We start from the raw sequence: 21537 nt of genomic DNA on the forward strand, positions 1-21537 counted from the left end.
TGGGTCGCATATTATAACTTTCTAAGACCTCATCCATATAACTATTGGAAACCACTTAATGAACTTGAAGCTCTTGATGGTATCGATAATATGCCTGCCAAATGGCAAATATTAATCAGGTTAGGACAGCAAGCTATTTTAGATATCCAAGAAAAAAATGCTTCCTAACGGATTATATAACCAAATATAAATTTTTTTGCCTTCATTAAAGGTCTTTTTGTCATGCTCAAATTTAAATTATTTCTTTAATTTACTACTTTAAATTTTCAAAAAGATAGTGTTTTTTGTTATATTATTTTTTCATAGCAAACTTTACACTATCTATTCCTATTAATTATTCCTTGTATATTATCGTATGTTAATTCCAGATATTTATATTTATTAATACAAAAAATCTATCGAAAGTTAATCTTTCGATAGATTTTTTATAATAAAATTAATTTAAATTTATCATATATACTTTTAGCCTTTTTATAGCTTACAGGAATAAAATTATCTTTATATTTACTTTCAAAAAATTTATCCCCAACATTTTTACTCATAGCTAACCAATATTCTGGCATTACTGCCTCTTTTATATCTTCTTCTCTTAAACTAAGAACAAAATGTTCCATACCAAAGAAACTATATTCTTTTATATCATGATTTTTATTAAATAATTTATAATCATCTACAATATCTTCATTAAACTCATGTCTATATATATCTACAAAGAAAAAATCAAATTTCTCTCCCTTTGCATCTCTAGCATCACAATTCACTATTTCTATTTTTTCATTTTTATCAAATAACTTATTGTAAATTTCTATTACATCTTCATTATTTTCATATACAATTACTTTTTCAACCTTTGCTTTGGATGCTAATTCTTCTACAAAATATCCAATACCAAGACCTACTACTCCGACTATACCTTTAGCTCTTCTTAAAGCTTCATAATATCCCCCAATCTCTTCTCCATTCAAACTCATCCATAACATATCATTTTCATAAAGACAAGGTACATTTCTAAGGACTCCCTTGAATACATGCATATACCCTTTATGTTTTCCTTCTTTATAAAAATCCCAATATATCCTGCATTGATTAACAGAAAAATCTTCATTTGTTTTAACCTTAGATGCAAACTCTTCAATCTTATTTTGATAATAACTACTCTTAAAAGGTATCATAATCTTCCTCCCATTTATCAAAATCTACTTATTATAAAATAGCAGAAAAGAAACTATTACACAACAATAATAATCGTTGTGAATTAAAAAAGGAGCTATGCTCACGAAATTTCATTCGTTATTGCCACAGCTCCTTTTATCTTATTTATCCCAACATTCTACGTTTTCTATTCCTTCAATAGATTTCTTTGTAAAAACAGGGTTTTTACCTTCTCTTTTTTGTTTTCTATAATCTTCTAAAGCATCTAAAGCTTTCTTTCCTAATAAAAGTATCACTAGTAAATTTATAAGTGCCATAAGACTCATAAATATATTTGAAGCGGCCCATACTACTCCAAGCGGCGCAATAGTTCCTAATATAACCATAACTACTACAAATACTCTATAAACAATTAATAATGTTTTACTAGTATTTATAAACTCTAGATTAGTTTCACCATAATAGTAATTACCAATTATAGATGAAAAAGCAAAGAAAAATATACACACTGCGATAAATATGTTTCCAAATCCTCCAATATGTGATGATAATGCTTTTTGTGTTAAAGCTATTCCTGATACCTCTCCAACAGTATATACATCTGACAATAATATTATCATTGCTGTACATGTACATATTAAAATTGTATCTGTAAATACTCCTAATGTTTGAATTAACCCTTGTTTAACAGGATGAGAAACTTCTGCTGTAGCTGCAGCATTTGGTGCGCTACCCATACCTGCTTCATTAGAAAATAGTCCTCTTTTGATCCCTATCATAACCATTCCACCAAAAGTTCCACCAACTATCTCTTCAAATCCAAAAGCATTTCTAAAAATCAAACTTATTACCGCTGGTATTTCTTTTATATTTAAGATTATTACTACAAATGCTATTCCTATATATAAAACTGCCATTATAGGAACGATAACTCCAGATACCTTTGCTATTCTCTTAACTCCTCCGAAGATAATTAATGCTGTTATTATTGCTAATATAATTCCTATATAAATAGGCTTAATAGAATCATTATTAAAAACTGTGATCAACGCTTCTGATATAGTATTTGATTGCGCTGAGTTAAATACTAACCCGAAAGTAATAGTAATTAGTATTGCAAAAACAATTCCTAACCATCTTTGATTAAGTCCTTGTTGTATATAATAAGACGGTCCACCTCTATATGTATCTCCATCTTTAACTTTATATATCTGTGCTAACGTACTTTCTATAAATGAAGATGCACCACCAATAATAGCTAATAACCACATCCAAAATATAGCTCCTGCTCCACCTATTGATATAGCAAGTGCTACTCCTGCAAGATTTCCTGTTCCAACTCTAGATGCTGTAGACATACAAAAAGCTTGGAATGATGAGATTCCATCTTTATCATCTTTTGATGTTCCTTCTGTTAAAAGCTTTATCATATCTTTGAAGTGTATCACTTGTACAAACTTTGTTCTAAATGTAAAAATAAGTCCCACTATAATCAATAATGGAACCATAACATATGTAGATATGCTTCCATCAATTTTATCTAAAAACTTCTCCATTCTTTTCTCCTTTTTATCTTTTGTATCTTTTTAATAATATTATCAAATTACATAAAACTTATCAAGTTTTTTTGTTTTTATTGACAATTTGTAAGTTTTTTCGTCCCTAGCTTGTACTTTTATCAATTTGCATTCTTTTGATATTTATACTATTTTCATTCTATAATAATATAAAGGATGTGATTTTATGAAAAGACTCTCTGTAAGATTTGAAGGAAGAGTACAACAAGTAGGCTTTAGATTTTTTGCTGAATCTGTAGCTACTAACTTTAATATAACAGGATGGATCAAAAATTTAGATGATGGTGATGTTTTATTAGAAATTCAAGGCGATGAAAGAGAACTATTTAACTTTACTAATAAACTTGTTAAAGGTAATGGATATTCTAAAGTTACATATCATGAAGTAAGGGAAATCCCTTTGGTTAAAAATGAAAAAAAATTCAAGATGATTTATTAATGAATATTCCATTTTATGTATATATTCACCACCATAGTTGTAGTAAAATAATTGTAGATAACTACTGGTGGTGATTATATTTTGAAACATTATAATGTACTTCTATTTGATATTAACGGAACGTTATGTGATTAAGTGTTGTTTTTCACAAATCTAAAGTTCCTAGTCCAAGCTACATGAAAGTTTAACTTTCATTAGCCCCTTGTAATAGTTTTGTATCAAATATAAGTACCTTAAAAAAACTAACTTATTCTATACACAAAATTATCACACTTAAAATCTCAGAAATTCCCCCAAAGGGAATTTCATCCACAACTGTGCCCTGTTATATCCCTGTGCCTTGTGCCCTCATACCTGTGCCCTCAAAAAAAACTGCCACACTTTCGTGTAACAGTTTCCTTTTACTTACTACTAATTATAACATCTATCTAATCTTATTCTTATTTCTTTTATAAAATCTTCAGTGTTAACAACTTTAGTTTGTCCTTCTGCAAGAAGTGCCATATCTTTAGTCATAACCCCTTCTTCTATAGTATCTATAGAAGCTTTTTCTAAATTATTAGCAAAAGCTATAAGATCTTTATTTTTATCAAGTTCTCCTCTTTTTCTTAGAGCGCCTGTCCATGCAAAAATTGTAGCCATAGAATTTGTTGATGTTTCTTCACCTTTTAAATGTTTATAATAATGTCTTTGTACAGTTCCATGGGCAGCTTCATATTCATAATACCCTTCTGGTGATACTAAAACAGAAGTCATCATAGCTAAAGATCCAAAGGCAGTAGCTACCATATCACTCATTACATCTCCATCATAATTTTTACATGCCCATACAAAGCCACCTTCTGACTTGATAACTCTCGCTACAGCATCATCTATCAATGTATAGAAATATTCAATTCCTGCCTCTTCATATTTTTCTTTAAATTCAGCATCATATATATCTGCAAAAATATCTTTAAATGTATGATCATATTTCTTTGATATAGTATCTTTTGATGAGAACCAAAGATTTTCTTTTCTATCAAGAGCATAACTAAAGCATGCTCTTGCAAAGCTTTCTATTGACTTATTTGTATTATGCATTCCCATGATAATACCAGGACCATCAAAGTTATGAATTACCTCACTTACAGTCTCTCCAGCTTCATTTGTAAAAGACAAGGTTGCTTGTCCTTTTCCAGGAACTTTTATCTCAACATTTTTATATATATCACCATATGCATGTCTTGCTATTGTTATTGGTTTCTTCCATGTCTTAACAAATGGTTTTACATTTTTTACAATAATAGGACTTCTAAATACAGTTCCATCTAATATTGCTCTTATTGTTCCATTTGGACTTTTCCACATTTCTTTTAAGTCATATTCACTCATTCTCGCTTGGTTTGGAGTTATTGTAGCACACTTAACACCAACACCATATTTTTTTATTGCATTTGCTGAATCAATAGTAACTTGATCATTTGTTTCATTTCTATGTTCTAACCCTAAATCATAATATTCAGTGTTTAAGTCAACATATGGCAAGATTAATTCATCTTTTAACATTTTCCATATTATTCTTGTCATTTCATCTCCATCCATTTCAACTAATGGAGTTATCATAGGTATTTTTTTCATTATTATGCCCCCCCTTTTAACAAACTTACTAATATTATACTGATTATACATCACATTTAATAATTTTACAATTTATTTCATAATGAATTGTTAATTCTATTCATCAAATTCATCTTCTATATCACCAACAAGTTCTTCTATAATATCTTCTAAAGATAATAATCCACTTGTACCACCAAATTCATCTACTACTATAGCAATCTGTTCTTTCTTCTCTTTTAGTTGTTTAAAAATATCTCTAATCTTCATATCTTCAGTAAAAGTACTTACTTTTCTTATGCATCCTTGTAAGTCAAGTTTGTTATCTGCAACAATATCTCTATAAATATCTCTAACATGAACAAAACCAATTATATTATCCTTTTCCTTATCTATTACAGGATAACGAGTATATCCATTATTAGTAATAATCTTTACAATTTCGTCTTGAGAATCATTTACATCTATACAAACCATCTTTGTTCTATGAATCATTATATCCTCAGCTTTACAATCAGAAAATTGAAATGCATTAGCTAAAAGTAATTGATCTCTTTTATCGTCTATGCTTTGATTAACTAACATCTCTAACTCATCTCTAGTATATATCTCTTGACTTTCATCCATTACTTCCATTCCGAATGGCTTTAAACAAAGTTCTGTTAATTTATCAAATGCCATTGTAATTGGATAAGTTAATTTATGAAAAATAACTAAAGAACCATCTAGCATTAAGTTACATTTTTCAGTTTTAGCTAGTGCCATAGCCTTAGGAACAAGTTCCCCAAAAACAACTTCAAGTAAAGTTATTAAAGCAAAAGAAAAAATAAAAGAAATTGTAGTTTTTATTCCGTTATTACTGGTAATATGATCTAATATTGGACTTATCAATTCAGATACTGTAGGTTCACCTATCCATCCTAAAAATAACCCTACTAAAGTAATCCCCAGTTGTGTAGATGATAAATATGAATTTAAATTGTCTTTAACTATTTTGCATTTTAAAGCTTTTTTATTTCCCTCTTGAATTAACATATCTATTTTTGATGACCTTATTTGCACAATTGCAAATTCCAACGCCACAAAATAGGCATTAATTAATATTAGTATTACTATAGCTGCCACTCTAATCAAACTCGATTCCATTTTATTTTCCTCACCCCATAAAAAATTTGAATAATAATATTTTATTGTTTTTATCTTATTTTGACAAGTATGTAATATATATTTATATAAAATAATTTATGTGAAATAACAAATTCAATTTAAAATATTTTTCCCTATAAAAAAAATAGTTATACTTAAAATATCTTATTTCTACAAAACATTTACTATTTCTATTTACAAGTAAAGGCTACTGTATAAACAATGTATCATTTATTCATCTAATGATGTAATAAATTTGTTATACAGTAGCCCTTTAAATTATTAAGCTTCTATTAGATTTTCTTTAGTTGTAAATAACTTTCCACTTTTATATAAACTCACAAAAATTATAATAATCAAAACACCCTTACCTATTGACGATGCTGATATACTCCACCAAACTCCATCTAATCCCATTATATGTGGTTTCGATAATATATATGCAAGTGGCACTCTCATTCCTGTTAAAATAATACTTATTGCTGATGGAATACCAGTCCTTGATAAACCATTAAACACCCCTGCCGTAGTTATTTCTAGACACATAAATATTTGTGAATAACCTAAGATTCTTAAATATACTCCTCCAGCTATTATACTTTCACTTTCGCCAATAAAAATACTAAAAATCTCCTCGCCAAATATGACAAATAGCACTGTAGCTAAAGCACCTACTATAGTTGCTATAACAATGGCACTATAATACCCATGAATAATTCTCTTATATTTTTTTGCTCCGAAATTTTGACCTACAAAAGTAGTTAATGCCGTAGAAATACCACCGGCTGTCATCCATGATATAGCCTCTATTTGTGATCCGACTTTTTGAACAGCTATAGGTACCGCACCCCATACTGAAATAATTCTTCCAAGTATCATTGAAAATATAGTGAACAACATATTTTGTAATGCCGGCGCCCATCCTATTTTAGCTAGAATTTTCACATAAGATAAATCAAAATCTTCTCTTAATTTTACTTTATAAATATTATTTTTACTTCTTAGAATAATTATTATAAATAATAAAGTTACAATCCCTTGTGCCAAAACTGTGGCTATAGCTGCCCCTTCAACACCCATAGCTTTTATTGGACCTACTCCAAATATAAGTAATGGATCACAAATAATATTAAATATTAATCCAACTATATTTATATAAAAAGGAGTTCTACTATCACCAGTTCCATTAAATATACCAGTTAAAACAGGATTAATAAAAGTAAATATCATCCCTAGTGATATTATTCTTAAAAATTCCTCACTCATCATTACTACTGATTTATCACTTATATTGTAAAATCCAATAAGAGGACCTGTAAATGCCAATATAATAATCATATATAATACTGATAAGATTAATGTTGCTACTATTCCAGAAGTTATGTACTTTTGAGCTGATTTATAATTTTTTGCTCCTACCTCCTGTGAAACTTTTATCTCAACAGAAGCTCTAAATAGAACTAAAAGCGATGTAGCAAACCAAGTATAAAAACCAGCGGTTCCCACCGCTGCTACTGCGGAAGTTCCTACCTTCCCTATCCAAATCATATCAATCATGTTATAAGCCATCTGTATAAATGATGTACCCATAATAGGCAAAGCAATCTTTATTAGTGCCTTATATATATTTCCTTCAGTTAAATTAGTCTGTTTATTCATCATTTCTCCTTTTCATTTGTTTAACTTTTAAATTTTTAAGTTTCCTTCCTATATTGTGTAATTAATTGATTTCCATACACAGTTACCCCTGTTATTAAAATACCTTGTAGAATAGAGTCCACATTTAATCCACCTATTGCTATAGCTCCCACTATTCCAAGCGGTAAAAGTATAACAGGAATATATTTATTCTTTATTTTCTCAGTACCTTTTATTATCATCCCAATGATATACAATACAGGTATAAGTATAATCATCTTATCCGTTATATACTTCAATAAATCCATCATATACCTCCATAAATAAAAATATCTATTACATTATATATTCATAAGAATGTGATACATGACAATTTATTATTTATATATTTCTATAACAGTGCACTAAAAATAGGCTTTCGCCTATTTCTATAACGACTGCCTATTTAATATTATTATTTTATCTTATTAAATACCAACTTTACTTCTGTCCAATGGTTTTCTTTGCTATCCAAGAATATCTTTCCACCATGAGACTCCATAATTGACTTACATATTGTAAGACCTAAACCTAATCCGTCACTGTTTCTACTTTTATCAGCTCTATAAAGTCTTTCAAAAACAAATTTTAAGTCATTTTTGTTTATGCCCATACCATTGTCCCATACAATAACTTCTATGGTATCTGTTAATTCCTTTAAATGTACTTTTACTACGCCTTTTGGTCTAACATATTTCAAACAATTACTCAGTATATTAACTAATACTTCTCTTATTTTAACTTCATCTCCAATGATTACTGCTTTGCCTTCTTCTATATATTCTAAAGATACTTCTCTGTCTTCAAATGATAACCTAAAATTCTCACAAGTACTTCTTAAAATTTTATTTAAATCTAAATGTTTTAAATTCATCTTGATAGAATGTTCTTCAAAAGATTTAAGAACTTTTAAGTTATCTAATAACTTAGAAAATCTAACAACTTCATCATTTATTATTTCTAACTTTTCTGTAGAAATAGGTATAATTCCATCTATCATTGCTTCTAAGTTATTTTGTAATATGTTAAGTGGTGTCCTAAGTTCGTGAGATACATCACTAACTAACCTCTTTCTAACAACTTCACCATTATATAAGCTTTCTCCTAAGTTATTTATACTTTCCCTCAAAGCCTCTATTTCTCTTATATTACTAAACTCATAACTTCTTACTGAAAAGTTACCTTTCGATATTTCTTCCGCTGTTTTTGATAATTCTTCTATTGGTTTACTCAATTGTCTAGATTCAATTATCGCCAAAGCAATGGCTATAAGTATTGCCATAAATCCACTGGCTATTACGTTTCTATTTATTGAACTCTTAAAGTTCACTTCTCTTTCTGAAGTAAGTAGTGATGAATATCTCCCGATAATAACATAACCAACTTCTTTATCACCACTTACTAATTGATACTTAGGTGCATCATACACACCTAAATCTTTTTTACTAGCTTTTTCTTCACTCAAAGCGATAATGTCATTTTCGTCCATTTTCCACACTACTTCACCATTTTTATTTATTAGTGTCAAATAATAATTACCCATATATGCATCTCTATAAAGTGCTTCGCCTACTCTTTCATCTAAAACCTGATACTTATTGTATTCAGCTTCTATACTTTCAACTATTTTTTTATTACTATTTTCTCCAACCTGTTCAATATATTCATTAAACTTATTGCTCATAGTTTTATTAATTAAAAGAGAAGCGATTATTATAGTAATTATAGAAGAGATTATTATAATATATAACATTCTTCTCTGTAATGTCGTCTTATTTTTCATCAAATTTATATCCTACCTTTACTACTGTATGAATATATTTAGGATTTTTACTGTCATCTTCTATTTTCTTTCTTATGTTCTTAATATGTGTATCTACTGTTCTATCATATCCTTCAAAATCCATACCAAATACAATTTCTATAAGCATTTCTCTTGAAAAAACTTTTCCTTTATTTTTTGCTAATGTATATAGTATGTCAAATTCATTTGGTGTTAAATCTATAGCTTCTCCTTTTTTATAAACTTGTCTTTCTTCATTATTTATAACGATTTCTCCATCATGGACAATAATAACGTCTTCATCTTCTTTTCCAACTCTTCTAAATACAGCATTTACTCTTGCAACTAATTCTCTAGGACTTAATGGCTTTACTAAATAATCATCAGCTCCAATAGCTAGTCCTTCAATTTTTTCCTCTAAAGAACTCTTTGCTGTTAACATAATAATATATACATCTGATTCTCTTCTTATCTCTTTGCATATATCTTCTCCATCCATATCAGGCAACATTAAATCTAATATTATCATTGAAGGATTTAAAGATCTAAAAAGATTCAATGCTTCTGCCCCATTATCAGTAACATATACTTCATATCCTTCTTTTTCTAAATACTTTTTTATTACATCACTTACTAAAGTTTCATCCTCAATTAATAAAATTCTATTCAAATCAATTCACCTCGTATTTATTTATTTCTCCCTATAAATAGTATCGCTTATAAAAATGCCGTTGGCAAGTATTTACCAACGGTTTTTTACAATTTATTTGAATATATTACATTCCTTTGAACTCTAAGAACTCATCATAAGTAGATAATCTATCTAAATATCCTTCTGGAGTAACTTCTATTACTCTATTTGCAACAGTTTGTAAGAATTCATGGTCATGAGAACTAAATAATACTACACTATTATAATTAACAAGACCATTATTAACAGCAGTTATTGATTCAAGGTCTAAGTGGTTTGTAGGTTGATCTAACATAAGAACATTAGCACCAGATAACATCATTCTAGATAACATACATCTAACCTTTTCTCCCCCTGATAATACTGAAGCACTCTTTAATGGCTCATCTCCTGAGAATAACATTCTACCTAAGAAACCTCTTAAGTAACTTTCACTCTTCTCATCTGAGAACTGTCTAAGCCAATCAACTAGGTTTAAATCACAACCATTGAAGTATTCTGAGTTATCTTTAGGGAAATATGCTGTTGTTATAGTAACTCCCCACTTAATTGATCCTTCATCTGGTTCCATTTCCCCAGCTAAAATTTTAAATAAAGTTGTTACTGATATTTCATCACCAACAAAAGCTACTTTATTATCTTTATTTATAGTAAAACTCACATTATTTAGTACTTTAACACCGTCTATAGTTTTACTTAAACCATCTACCATTAATATATCATTACCAACTTCTCTAGTTGGAGTAAATCCTACAAATGGATATCTTCTGCTTGATGGTTGAATGTCATCTAAAGAAATCTTATCAAGCATTTTCTTTCTTGAAGTTGCTTGTTTTGATTTAGATGCATTGGCAGAGAATCTAGCAATAAAGTTTTGAAGTTCTTTAATTTTTTCTTCCTTTTTCTTATTTTGCTCTTTTGCTAATTGAAGAGCTAATTGACTTGATTGATACCAGAAATCATAGTTACCTACAAATATCTTAATCTTACCAAAGTCTACATCTGCTATATGAGTACATACATTATTTAAGAAGTGTCTATCGTGAGATACTACTATAACTGTACCTTCAAAGTTAATTAAGAATTCTTCTAACCAATTTATTGATTTTATATCTAAGTGGTTAGTAGGCTCATCTAGAATTAGTATACCAGGTTTACCAAATAATGCTTGAGCTAAAAGGATTTTTATCTTTTCTCCCCCAGCTAACTCACTCATTAAAGTATAATGAAGATCTGATCCTATTCCTAAACCTTGAAGTAACATTGCAGCTTCTGATTCTGCTTCCCATCCGTTAAGTTCAGCAAATTCTCCTTCTAACTCAGACGCCTTTATTCCATCTTCTTCTGAAAAATCTGGTTTAGCATATAACTCATCTTTTTCTTTCATTATTTCAAATAATCTTTTATTACCCATTATAACTGTATCTAAAACAGTAAATTCATCAAATGCATAGTGATCTTGTTTTAACACTGACATTCTAACACCTGGATCTATAGAAACATCCCCTGTGTTTGGTTCAACATCACCTGATAATATCTTTAAGAAAGTTGATTTTCCTGCTCCATTAGCTCCAATAACTCCGTAGCAATTACCTGCAGTAAACTTTAAATTAACATCTTCAAATAACTTTTTATCTCCGTAACGTAAACTTACATTTGTAACTGTTATCATTATTTTATCACCTTTTCTATGAAATATAGTCTTCCTATTATACCATAGTTTTTTCTGTATTAATACCCTTCTCTACAACTGTATACCTACTTACTTCTCTAACCATAGGTATTAATGTTAGCATGCTTTCCTTAGAAACTATAAGTTCTCCACTTCTATAAAATCCTAATTTTTCATAAAACTTTAATGAACTTTCTCTTGAGTTTAATTCTAGCTTTTTTATTTCCATGTCTAAACATCTATCTATAAGATTATTAATTAATTGCTTTCCAAATCCTTGTTTTAAATATTTTTTTGATACAAATACCCTTGATATTTTCCCAATATCACCTTCTACAGTAAGTCTACAATATGCAACTAAATTATTTCCATCATATCCAGCAAAATGCATACTTTTTTTGTCATACTCTATATCTGCCGCTTCATGATAATGATTTGTTTTACAATCTTTAAATAGAGCTTCATATCTCATAATTTTTATTTCTTCATATTCTTTTGAATATATTTCTATAAATCTAAACTTTACATCCTTCAAGACTAATTCCCCCAATACAAGTTGATACTTCCATCTTTAAAATCCGAAACCATCTTTTCCTACTTATTATAATATCATTGTTATGAATAAAATTACACACTTTTTGCATATTTATTAATATTTTTTTATATTTTTTCTTATTTCCATGTTTAAGACAACAAAAAAGTATTATAAAATATGCCACTATCTTATAATACTTTTCTTATAGCTTACTGTATTCTATTAAAATAAATATTTTTTCTCTAATGATTCTAATAAAGATATATTTTTTGCTTTTATTGCTTCATTTTCTACTTCATATTTTATACATTTATCATCTAGCTTTATAAGAATTTCTTCTTTTAGTCCTCTGGCTGCAAAATTATATACCACATTATCTTCTTTGTCAATGTGACGTTTTAACAAGTCTGTATAAGATATCAAGTTCGCAATTATATCTAATTTAGCATCTTCACTGCCATCTTTTAATCTTCCGATAGCCTCTTCTAAATTTTTTATATATAATCTACCTAAATCATGTTCTACTAGCATACCATTTCTTACGATAACTTCCCCTGTAGATCCTAGGTTTTCTATCATTCTATTAAATAATAATACTTCTTCTTTATTATGATGATGTCCATCTGCATATTCTCTAACAAAACCTATAATAGAATATAAATCATCATATTCCACTTTTTCTCCTTTTAAAATTCTTAAAGATACTTCTCTTATAACTTTAAGCATACGTTCAATATATCTATGTTCTTCCTTCATTAAGTCTATTGCGTTCATATCAATATCTCCTTATTCGCTTTTTCTATCATTAGTATATATTATAGTGAAACTTTTTTCCGTAACGTAGGTTACCTTCTTAAACTTACTCCTTAATCATATTGAAATATAGCTTATAACCAAGTTATTAATATAAAAAAGAAGGCAATATCACCACCTCCTCCTTTAATTGCTATTTCATTTTATACGCATTTATATACATCTCTTTAATTTCACTTATTAACGGATATCTTGGATTAGCTCCTGTACATTGATCATCAAAAGCTTGCTCGCACATTTCATCTAGTGATGCATAAAAATCTTTTTCACTTATTCCAGTTGATGCTATATCCTTTGGCATATCAACTTTTGCTTTTAGTTCATCAATAGCTTTTATTAAATTTTCTATCTTTTCATCATCATCCTTACCTCCAAGATTTAAAAAGTCTGCAATTCTTGCATATCTTGCTTTAACATTTGGATATTTATATTGTGGAAATGCAGCTTGCTTTCTTGGATTTTCTACAGCATTAAATTTAATTACTTCATTAATTAGTAAAGCATTGGCAACTCCATGTGCAACATGATGAAATGCACCTAATTTGTGAGCCATTGAATGACAAATTCCTAAAAAGGCATTAGCAAATGCCATTCCTGCCATTGTTGCTGCATGAGCCATTTTTTCTCTTGCCTTAACATTTGTAGTTCCTTCATCATAAGCCCGTGGCAAATACTTGAATATTATTCTTATAGCTTCTAATGCTAATCCATTTGTGTATTCAGATGCAAGCACTGATGCTATAGCTTCTATAGCATGTGTTAGCGCATCTATACCAGAAGCTGCTGTAAGTCCCTTTGGCATATTCATCATAAGTTCAGCATCAATTATAGCCATATCTGGTGTAAGTGCATAATCTGCTAATGGATACTTAACTCCAGTTTTTTCATCTGTTATAACTGCAAATGGTGTAACTTCTGAACCTGTTCCAGCAGAAGTAGGCACAGCTATCATCATAGCCTTTTCTCCCATAGTTGGGAACTTATATACTCTTTTTCTAATATCCATAAATCTCATAGCCAAATCTTCAAACTTCACTTCTGGATGTTCATATAAAACCCACATAATCTTAGCTGCATCCATTGGTGATCCACCACCAACTGCAATAATTGTATCTGGAACAAATGACTTCATCTCCTCTGCACCTTTTCTTGCTATTTTTAAAGTTGGATCTGGTTCAACATCAAAGAATACCTTGAAATCTATATCCATATCTCTTAACACATCTGTAATTTTATCTATATAACCTAAAGAATATAACACTTTATCAGTAACAATAAATGCCTTCCTTTTCTTCATATCTTTTAATTCTTGTAATGCTACAGGCATGCATCCAAATTTAAAATAAACTTTCTCCGGTACTCTAAACCAAAGCATATTTTCTCTCCTCTCAGCTACTGACTTAACATTTAATAAATGCTTAACTCCTACATTTTCTGAAACAGAATTACCACCCCATGATCCACATCCAAGAGTAAGTGATGGCGCAAGCTTAAAATTGTATAAGTCACCGATGGCACCTTGTGCTGCAGGCATATTCACTATTGTTCTACCAGTCTTCATTCTCGCTCCAAATGCCTTAATTTTTTCTCTCTCAACATTTTGATTTACATATAAAACTGATGTATGACCAAATCCACCAAGTTCTACAAGTCTAGCTGCTTTTTCTAGAGCTTCCTCAAAATCTTTTACTTTATACATTGCAAGAATTGGTGATAACTTTTCATGTGAAAATGGCTCTTCTAATTCTACTGATTCTACTTCACCAATTAACACTTTTGTATTCTCAGGAACAGTAATACCTGCTATTTCTGCAATTTTAACTGCTGATTGCCCTACTATCTTAGCATTTAATACACCATTTATAAGAATTATATCTCTAACTTTATTTACTTCTTCTTCATTTAATATATAAGCTCCTCTTTCAAGAAACTCTTTTTTTACGTTGTTATAAATATCATCTAACACTATTACTGATTGCTCTGATGCACATATTACACCATTATCAAAAGTTTTTGATAATAATATTGATGATACAGCCATTTTAATATGAGCAGAAGAATCTATAATTGCAGGAGTATTTCCAGCACCTACACCAATAGCAGGCTTCCCTGATGAATATGCTGCCCTTACCATTCCTGGTCCTCCAGTAGCTAAAGTTATATCAGCTTCTCTCATTAGTGTTTGTGAAAGTTCTACTGATGGCTCATCAATCCATCCAATTATTCCTTCTGGTGCACCTGCCTTAACTGCAGCTTCATACACAATTCTTGCAGCCTTAATAGTAGCCCCTTTTGCTCTTGGATGTGGTGAGAAAATTATACCATTTCTAGTTTTCAAAGCTATTAGTGCTTTAAAAATCGCTGTTGAAGTAGGATTTGTTGTAGGAACTACTGCTGCAACAACACCTATTGGTTCTGCTATCTTAGTAATTCCAAAAAACTCATCTTTTTCTATTACCCCACAAGTTTTTTCATCTTTATATTGATTATAAATGTATTCTGATGCAAAATGATTTTTTATAACCTTATCTTCAACAATCCCCATTCCACTTTCTTCTACTGCAATCTTTGCTAATTGAATTCTAGCATTATTAGCCGCCATAGCACTTTGCCTAAAAATTTCATCTACTTGTTCTTGAGTAAATGTTGAAAATTCTCTTTGTGCGTCCCTTACTTCTTCTATTTTATTCATTAATTCTTCAATATTTCTAACTTCCATAACGTCCTCCTAAAACTTAACTTTTCCTTACTTTTCATAACTTCTAAAAAAATTTTATCATAATATTCTAACAATTTAAACTATTCTGATAATCATCTTTTTAGTTTTTTGAAAAAGTTTTCATTTTTCTCTAAAATATATTTATGTGAAAATACTATAAATAATTTCAAAACATATCCATACATATTTAACACAACTTTTATTATGCACATTTAAAATAATATTATGATTCATATTTCATATGAAGGTAACAGCTTTTTAAGGCACAGGTATATATCAGTGCACAGTTTTCAGTTCACAGTTATTGATGGGACTGTCGCACAAAGAACTTATAGATTAGAGTGCGGCAGTTTTTTCAGCAAAATAGAAGTCAGGGCACAAGTATGAAGGCACAGTGATGGATTTTTGGGTATATAGTAAGTTTTAGCTTCCTTAAGATATTTATATTTGATATATAACTATCACAAAGGGATAATGAAGGTTGCACCTTCATATAGCTTGAAATAGAAGCTCATGATTTATGAGAAATAACACTTAAGTATAATAGTTTTATACATGCACTAGATAATTCTACCTCGCCGCCCTAAGGACTAAAATATCTTCCGCATCGGGGAAAATTAACTGAAACTGTGCACTGAATTGTGAATTAGCCTTACTTGTGCCTTGATAAAAAAGGAGCTATCACTAACAAATTTTCATTTGTTAACGCGATAGCTCCTTAATCTAAACAAATATCACAAAGTCTCTCTCTGTATATACATTATCCTAAAAATATCGGTGCTCCTGGTCCAAGTGGTAATCCAATTAAGTACCATACTATAAGAAGAATTGTCCATCCAATAGTAAATACAACTGAATATGGAACCATTGTTGATATTAGTGTTCCCATTCCTGCTTTTTTATCATACTTTTGAAGTGTTACTGCTATAAGAGCAAAGTACGTCATAAGTGGTGTAATAAGATTTGTTACTGAATCTCCAATTCTAAATGCAACTTGTGTTGCTTCTGGCGATAATCCAATTCCCATGAATATTGGGATAAATATTGGTGCCATTATTGCCCATTTTGCTGATGCTGATCCCATAAATAAGTTTATGAAGCCACACATTAAAATAAAGCAAACTAATAACGGTAACCCTTGGAAGTTAAGTGATTGTAATAGTTCTGCACCTTTAACTGCAATAAGTGTACCTATATTACTATAATTAAAATAGTTAACGAATTGAGCTGCAAAGAATACCATTACAACATATCCTGACATTGATTTTATTGATATTGATAATGCTTTTTCAACATCCTTATCATTTTTAATAGTTTTTGCACCTATACCATATGCTATACCAGGTACAATAAACACTAAGAATATTATTACTACAATAGAATCCATAAAAGGAGATCCTGCTGAAATTAACTCTCCAGCTTCACTTCTTAAGATTCCATTTGTAGGAACAGTCATAAATAAAACTACTGCAACTATAGCTAAAAATGAAATTAATGCAAATCTTAAACCTCTTTTTTCATCTTTAGTAATTGTAGTAACACTTTCATTTTCATCTATTTTGCCTTCATATTTTCCAAGTCTTGGCTCAACAATTTTTTCTGTAACAATAGTACCTAAAACAACTATTAATACTACTGAAACTGCCATAAAGAAATAATTAGACATTGGCGATACAAAATAGTCTGGATCTACTATTTTTGCTGCTTCTGTAGAAATACCTGAAAGTAATGGATCTATTGTACCTAATATTAAATTAGCACTGAATCCACCAGAAACCCCTGCAAAGGCTGCTGCAAGTCCTGCAATTGGATTTCTTCCAAAAGAACCAAAAATAATTGCTCCAAGTGGTACTAATACTATATAACCTGCATCACCTGCTACATTTGACATAACCCCAGCAAAAACTACAACTGCTGTTATTAATCCCTTTGGTGTACCAAGAACTAACTTTTTAATCATTGCAGAAATAAGTCCTACATGTTCAGCTAGTCCAACACCTAGCATTGGAACAAGAACTGCTCCTAATGGTGCAAACCCTGTAAAATTACTAACCATAGATGTTAATATATATCTTATACCTTCTGCCGATAATAAACTTTTAACTGAATCCGTAACTGTAATTATTTCACTAGTCTTTGTATCTACCTTTGTATATGTTAATGATATATCAAAAGCTGCAAGTACTGCAGATACCCCAATTATTAAAAGACATAGTAAAAAGAAAATTGTTACTGGATGCGGTAATTTGTTTCCTACCTTTTCAACTCCATCTAGGAACCTTGCGAAAAGTCCCTTCTTCTTCTTTTGCATACTATTCTCACCTCATATATTTATTGAAAATAGCCCCTCTGAACGTTTTGTACGCACACTTGTACATCAATACTGAGATTATGTTATCATAGTTTTATTATTTTGTAAATATTTTATCGAATTTAATAATAAAAAATAAATTTATTTATTAATTTCGATTATATTAAAAAATCTATTCAAAACTCATAATTTCTGAATAGATTTTTTAAAATTTATTTAGTTTTCAACCCAACTATAATTTCCTATAGAATTAAGAACATATTCTAAATTCATAAAAGGATGTATTGTATCTTCATGTGAAATTGTAATAGAAGACATAGTTATTGCAATCTTAACTATTTCTTTTATCTTTAAGTTATTAATATATCCATATCCTATTCCTGCAACAAAAGCATCTCCTGCTCCTGTAACATTTTTAACTTCTACATTTTCAGCTTTTATTTTTCCACTTTCACATGTACTAACATAATATATTCCATCACAGTCTAGAGATATGAAGACATTCTTTATTCCCAATGATATAAAATATTCACCAGCTCTTTTTAAATCTTCATAATTATTTATACTAAAACCACAAAGTACTTCTGCTTCATGTCTATTTGGTTTAATAGTATGGAAATATTTTATAAGATGTTTTACTTTTTCAGCTTTTGAAGCTGATATCGGATCTAATACAAACTTTGTATCTCCTTGATATTTCTTTAAGATATATTCTAAAATTTCAGGATTATCTGCATCTAAGAATACATACTCAGCATTTTTTATAACTTCATCTTTGCTATCAATAAAATCAGTATTTAACTTATCAATTGATTTCATATCTGCAATAGCTGAAACCATCTCACCTTCATCATTCAAAATTGCTAAATATGTTGGCGTAGAACTATCTTTTAGTATCAATGAATCACTCATATCATATCCTATTTTCTTAGAATGTTCTAATATACTTTTTCCCATTTCATCATCACCTAAAATTGAGATGAACTTCGTATTTATCCCCATTCTAGCCATATTCTCAGCTATATTTCTGCTTACTCCCCCAAAAGACATTTTTATGTTCCCTGGTGTAGAATCATATTGCTTATACTTACAAGAACAAAATCCAAATATATCTACTACCGATGCCCCTAATACTACTACATATTTTTCTTCATACATGTTCATATTAAACTCCTCCAAACTTCAACGATATTTTATCATAATTATCTTGGAAAAGTAACATAATATTAAAAGTTATTTTAAACCAATAGGCATCTATAAGCTTTTATAACATCGACTCTAAATTTTCCATAGCCCTTTTTATATAAAATCCTCTTGAATATTTATCTCTTATTCTATTAACTTTTCTTCTCATTTCATTGTATCTTCTATTGGATAAACGTCCTAATGATTCATCTATATCCTCTAAAGAATTAACTACTATACCAATGCCTTCTTTCTTTATAAATGATGCATTAGGATTATCACTAAATACAATTAATGGCATACCATTAAGAATATAAATAGTTTCTTCTACTGACGTAAATAACTTTAATGACTTTTCATCAGATAATTTGGCATTACACATAGGATACACTATTCCAAAATCACCACTTAACTCTTTATATACATTTTTGTAGTCTACCTTACCCAAATATCTTATATCTGTTATCGGTGCCAGTTCTCCTCCTGTACCTCTTTTGGCTGAATAGTAATTTACATAATAATTTTTCATTCTCATTCTATTAAAATTGCTTAGAATATAATCTTCATCACTTCTTGTATCACATATATAATCTACGGAATACTTATCTGTTTCTTCCCTATCTTTTCTTTCTTTAAGTTCTCCCTCTACATAATAATCAAAGCCATTGATAGGTATTGTTTCTGATTTTAATCCATTCTTTTTTAAAAACCTTCCCATATCATTAGTATGAACAAATACATAATCACTACCATTTAAAAATTCCACATCATTATACAAATTAAGATCATAACTAAAAATATTTAATTGATGCACTAAAGTAACTATTTTATTTTGTCTATCTTCCTTTGTACTTTTTAAAATTTCAATTGTTATAGGGTCAAGATAATTACATGGATAATGTAAAAATATAATTGAATCTTTTGGAATATCTATTCCCTGTGGAACAAACATATTTATATCCTTATTATAATATGATATATTTCCACATACTCCTTTTAATATACTCTTTTCTTCAAATCCTATTTCCTTTAAAAATTCATTTATGTTCTTTATCTTCTCATTTTCCCATGAATCATCTAAAATACTATTTTGATTGGCTATTAATTTCCTCATCAATAATCCCCCTTGAATATCCATTAGCAACTATAAACAGAATTCCTTCCAAATTGAATAAGTTATCTACAACATGAGTCATACTTAACAAATTAAATTTTATATTTAAAGCTCTTTTATCTATTTCAAAATCTTTAGGAACAAACACTACCTTTTTAAAATTTATATTATTAATAATTCTCCTTAAGTTTTCCTCACTTGCAACTTTATAATCTATTGTTATTTTTAAATTTCCTTCTATCTCAACTTTTGATTTTCCCTTAACTTCTTTCTTCTTATCCATAGCTTTTATTTCTTCTTCAACAGATACATTCTTTACAAACTCTATATTTTTTTCATCACAAGACAATTCTATTATCTGAGAAAAATAACTTCTAGTATTTGCCACACTAGTATTTCCTATTAATATATTGTTGCTATAATCAAAATCCATAGACATTTCATCATTATTTAGATAACTATATTCCCCTCTTATATTAAATTTTATTGGTGGATATACCTCCTGATATTCTACTAAATACCCACTGTCTGTTTTAATATTAAAAGGATTGTTTATAACTTCTGGTAAATTCACTATTGAAACTGGTAACAAAACGGTAGTACTTTCTCCTTTATCTAGCTTTCCTAAAACCATCTCCTTATTTTCACTAATCCATGAAATATACGGGTTTCTCTCCTCCTTAATCAATAAAGTTTCTAAATTAGTATTCATATTATTTTTTATTTTTACAATCAAATCTATATTTTTTGTATCCTCAATATTTATCATTGGATTTTCTATAGTTATTGAAACCTTTTCTTTTCCCATAAACACCTAACCTTAAAATAGTGATTAGTAATTTATATTCAATAACTTATATTTTAATGTAAAAAAAAGTTGCCGCACTTTTGCACGACAACTTTTTCTGTTTATATAACTAATTATTTTATTTTGTTTTCATATTCAGAAACCATTCTCTTAACCATTTCTCCACCTACAGATCCACATTGTTTAGAGCTTAAGTTTCCATTATAATCAGTGAATTGAACTCCTAATTCACTTGCAACTTCTTGTTTGAATTTTGATAATCCATTCTTTGCTTCTGGTACTAATTTTTGTGATGAACTTGACATAACTCTCGTCC

The 21537-nt window shown here is 29.2% G+C and carries 18 protein-coding genes and 1 pseudogene; 2 read left to right on the forward strand and 17 right to left on the reverse strand.

All coding sequences use genetic code 11. From position 1 onward, the window contains the following. Positions 1-168, forward strand: a pseudogene (locus KQI30_RS17680) (transposase); the annotation flags it as partial. A gap of 257 nt (positions 169-425) precedes the next feature. On the opposite strand, the gene KQI30_RS10180 reads toward KQI30_RS17680, so the two are convergent. Together KQI30_RS10180 and KQI30_RS10185 are read right to left on the reverse strand one after the other, a co-directional pair. Then, a complete protein-coding gene (locus KQI30_RS10180) occupies positions 426-1172 on the reverse strand; it encodes an rRNA adenine N-6-methyltransferase family protein (RefSeq protein ID WP_216463197.1) in 747 nt (248 codons plus the stop codon). A 141-nt stretch (positions 1173-1313) separates the two neighbouring features. Then, the gene (locus tag KQI30_RS10185; protein WP_216463198.1) at positions 1314-2708 is read right to left on the reverse strand and encodes an alanine/glycine:cation symporter family protein; all 1395 of its coding nucleotides are present in this window, start codon (positions 2706-2708) and stop codon (positions 1314-1316) included. A gap of 187 nt (positions 2709-2895) precedes the next feature. Here KQI30_RS10185 and KQI30_RS10190 point away from each other — a divergent pair, with 187 nt between their 5' ends. Further along, the gene (locus tag KQI30_RS10190; protein WP_216463199.1) at positions 2896-3168 is read left to right on the forward strand and encodes an acylphosphatase; all 273 of its coding nucleotides are present in this window, start codon (positions 2896-2898) and stop codon (positions 3166-3168) included. 411 nt (positions 3169-3579) lie between these two features. On the opposite strand, the gene KQI30_RS10195 is transcribed toward KQI30_RS10190, so the two are convergent. From KQI30_RS10195 to KQI30_RS10265, 15 genes are all read right to left on the reverse strand, one after another. After that, positions 3580-4788, reverse strand: a complete 1209-nt coding sequence (locus tag KQI30_RS10195) for an NADP-dependent isocitrate dehydrogenase (RefSeq protein WP_216463200.1) — start codon at positions 4786-4788, stop codon at positions 3580-3582. A gap of 96 nt (positions 4789-4884) precedes the next feature. After that, entirely contained in the window at positions 4885-5913 is a 1029-nt protein-coding gene (locus KQI30_RS10200) for a hemolysin family protein (RefSeq protein WP_216463201.1), read from the reverse strand. A 282-nt stretch (positions 5914-6195) separates the two neighbouring features. Next, positions 6196-7572, reverse strand: a complete 1377-nt coding sequence (locus KQI30_RS10205; RefSeq protein ID WP_216463202.1) for an MATE family efflux transporter — start codon at positions 7570-7572, stop codon at positions 6196-6198. A gap of 35 nt (positions 7573-7607) precedes the next feature. Then, on the reverse strand, positions 7608-7859 hold the full coding sequence (locus tag KQI30_RS10210) for a phage holin family protein (protein WP_216463203.1): 252 nt from the start codon (positions 7857-7859) through the stop codon (positions 7608-7610). Between the two features lie 146 nt (positions 7860-8005). Next, the gene (locus tag KQI30_RS10215) at positions 8006-9373 is read right to left on the reverse strand and encodes a HAMP domain-containing sensor histidine kinase (protein WP_216463204.1); all 1368 of its coding nucleotides are present in this window, start codon (positions 9371-9373) and stop codon (positions 8006-8008) included. Continuing rightward, positions 9363-10043 carry a response regulator transcription factor gene (locus KQI30_RS10220; protein ID WP_216463205.1) on the reverse strand — a complete coding sequence of 227 codons (681 nt, stop codon included), beginning with the start codon at positions 10041-10043 and terminating at the stop codon, positions 9363-9365. Before KQI30_RS10220 ends, KQI30_RS10215 begins: the two co-directional genes overlap by 11 nt. A gap of 106 nt (positions 10044-10149) precedes the next feature. After that, positions 10150-11736, reverse strand: a complete 1587-nt coding sequence (locus tag KQI30_RS10225; protein ID WP_216463206.1) for an ABC-F family ATP-binding cassette domain-containing protein — start codon at positions 11734-11736, stop codon at positions 10150-10152. Positions 11737-11773: 37 nt separating this feature from the next. Then, positions 11774-12271: a GNAT family N-acetyltransferase gene (locus tag KQI30_RS10230; protein WP_216463207.1), complete on the reverse strand. Its 498-nt coding sequence runs from the start codon at positions 12269-12271 to the stop codon at positions 11774-11776. Positions 12272-12493: 222 nt separating this feature from the next. Next, a complete protein-coding gene (locus tag KQI30_RS10235) occupies positions 12494-13045 on the reverse strand; it encodes a hemerythrin domain-containing protein (RefSeq protein WP_216463208.1) in 552 nt (183 codons plus the stop codon). Between the two features lie 172 nt (positions 13046-13217). Further along, positions 13218-15803, reverse strand: coding sequence for a bifunctional acetaldehyde-CoA/alcohol dehydrogenase (gene adhE, locus KQI30_RS10240; RefSeq protein WP_216463209.1), 2586 nt, complete (start codon positions 15801-15803; stop codon positions 13218-13220). A 760-nt stretch (positions 15804-16563) separates the two neighbouring features. Continuing rightward, positions 16564-18114, reverse strand: coding sequence for an AbgT family transporter (locus tag KQI30_RS10245; protein WP_216463210.1), 1551 nt, complete (start codon positions 18112-18114; stop codon positions 16564-16566). Between the two features lie 216 nt (positions 18115-18330). Next, positions 18331-19278 (reverse strand): carbohydrate kinase family protein, encoded by a 948-nt coding sequence (locus KQI30_RS10250; protein WP_216463211.1) that lies wholly within the window; start codon positions 19276-19278, stop codon positions 18331-18333. A 100-nt stretch (positions 19279-19378) separates the two neighbouring features. Next, positions 19379-20413, reverse strand: a complete 1035-nt coding sequence (locus KQI30_RS10255) for a hypothetical protein (protein WP_216463212.1) — start codon at positions 20411-20413, stop codon at positions 19379-19381. Continuing rightward, positions 20385-21221: a hypothetical protein gene (locus tag KQI30_RS10260; RefSeq protein ID WP_216463213.1), complete on the reverse strand. Its 837-nt coding sequence runs from the start codon at positions 21219-21221 to the stop codon at positions 20385-20387. Before KQI30_RS10260 ends, KQI30_RS10255 begins: the two co-directional genes overlap by 29 nt. A 113-nt stretch (positions 21222-21334) precedes the next feature. Continuing rightward, positions 21335-21526 (reverse strand): alpha/beta-type small acid-soluble spore protein, encoded by a 192-nt coding sequence (locus KQI30_RS10265; protein ID WP_216463214.1) that lies wholly within the window; start codon positions 21524-21526, stop codon positions 21335-21337. Between the last annotated feature and the right edge of the window lie 11 nt (positions 21527-21537).

Origin of the sequence: Clostridium bornimense, from assembly GCF_018917145.1 — a bacterium.
Classification (GTDB): Bacteria; Bacillota; Clostridia; order Clostridiales; family Clostridiaceae; genus Clostridium_AN; species Clostridium_AN bornimense_A.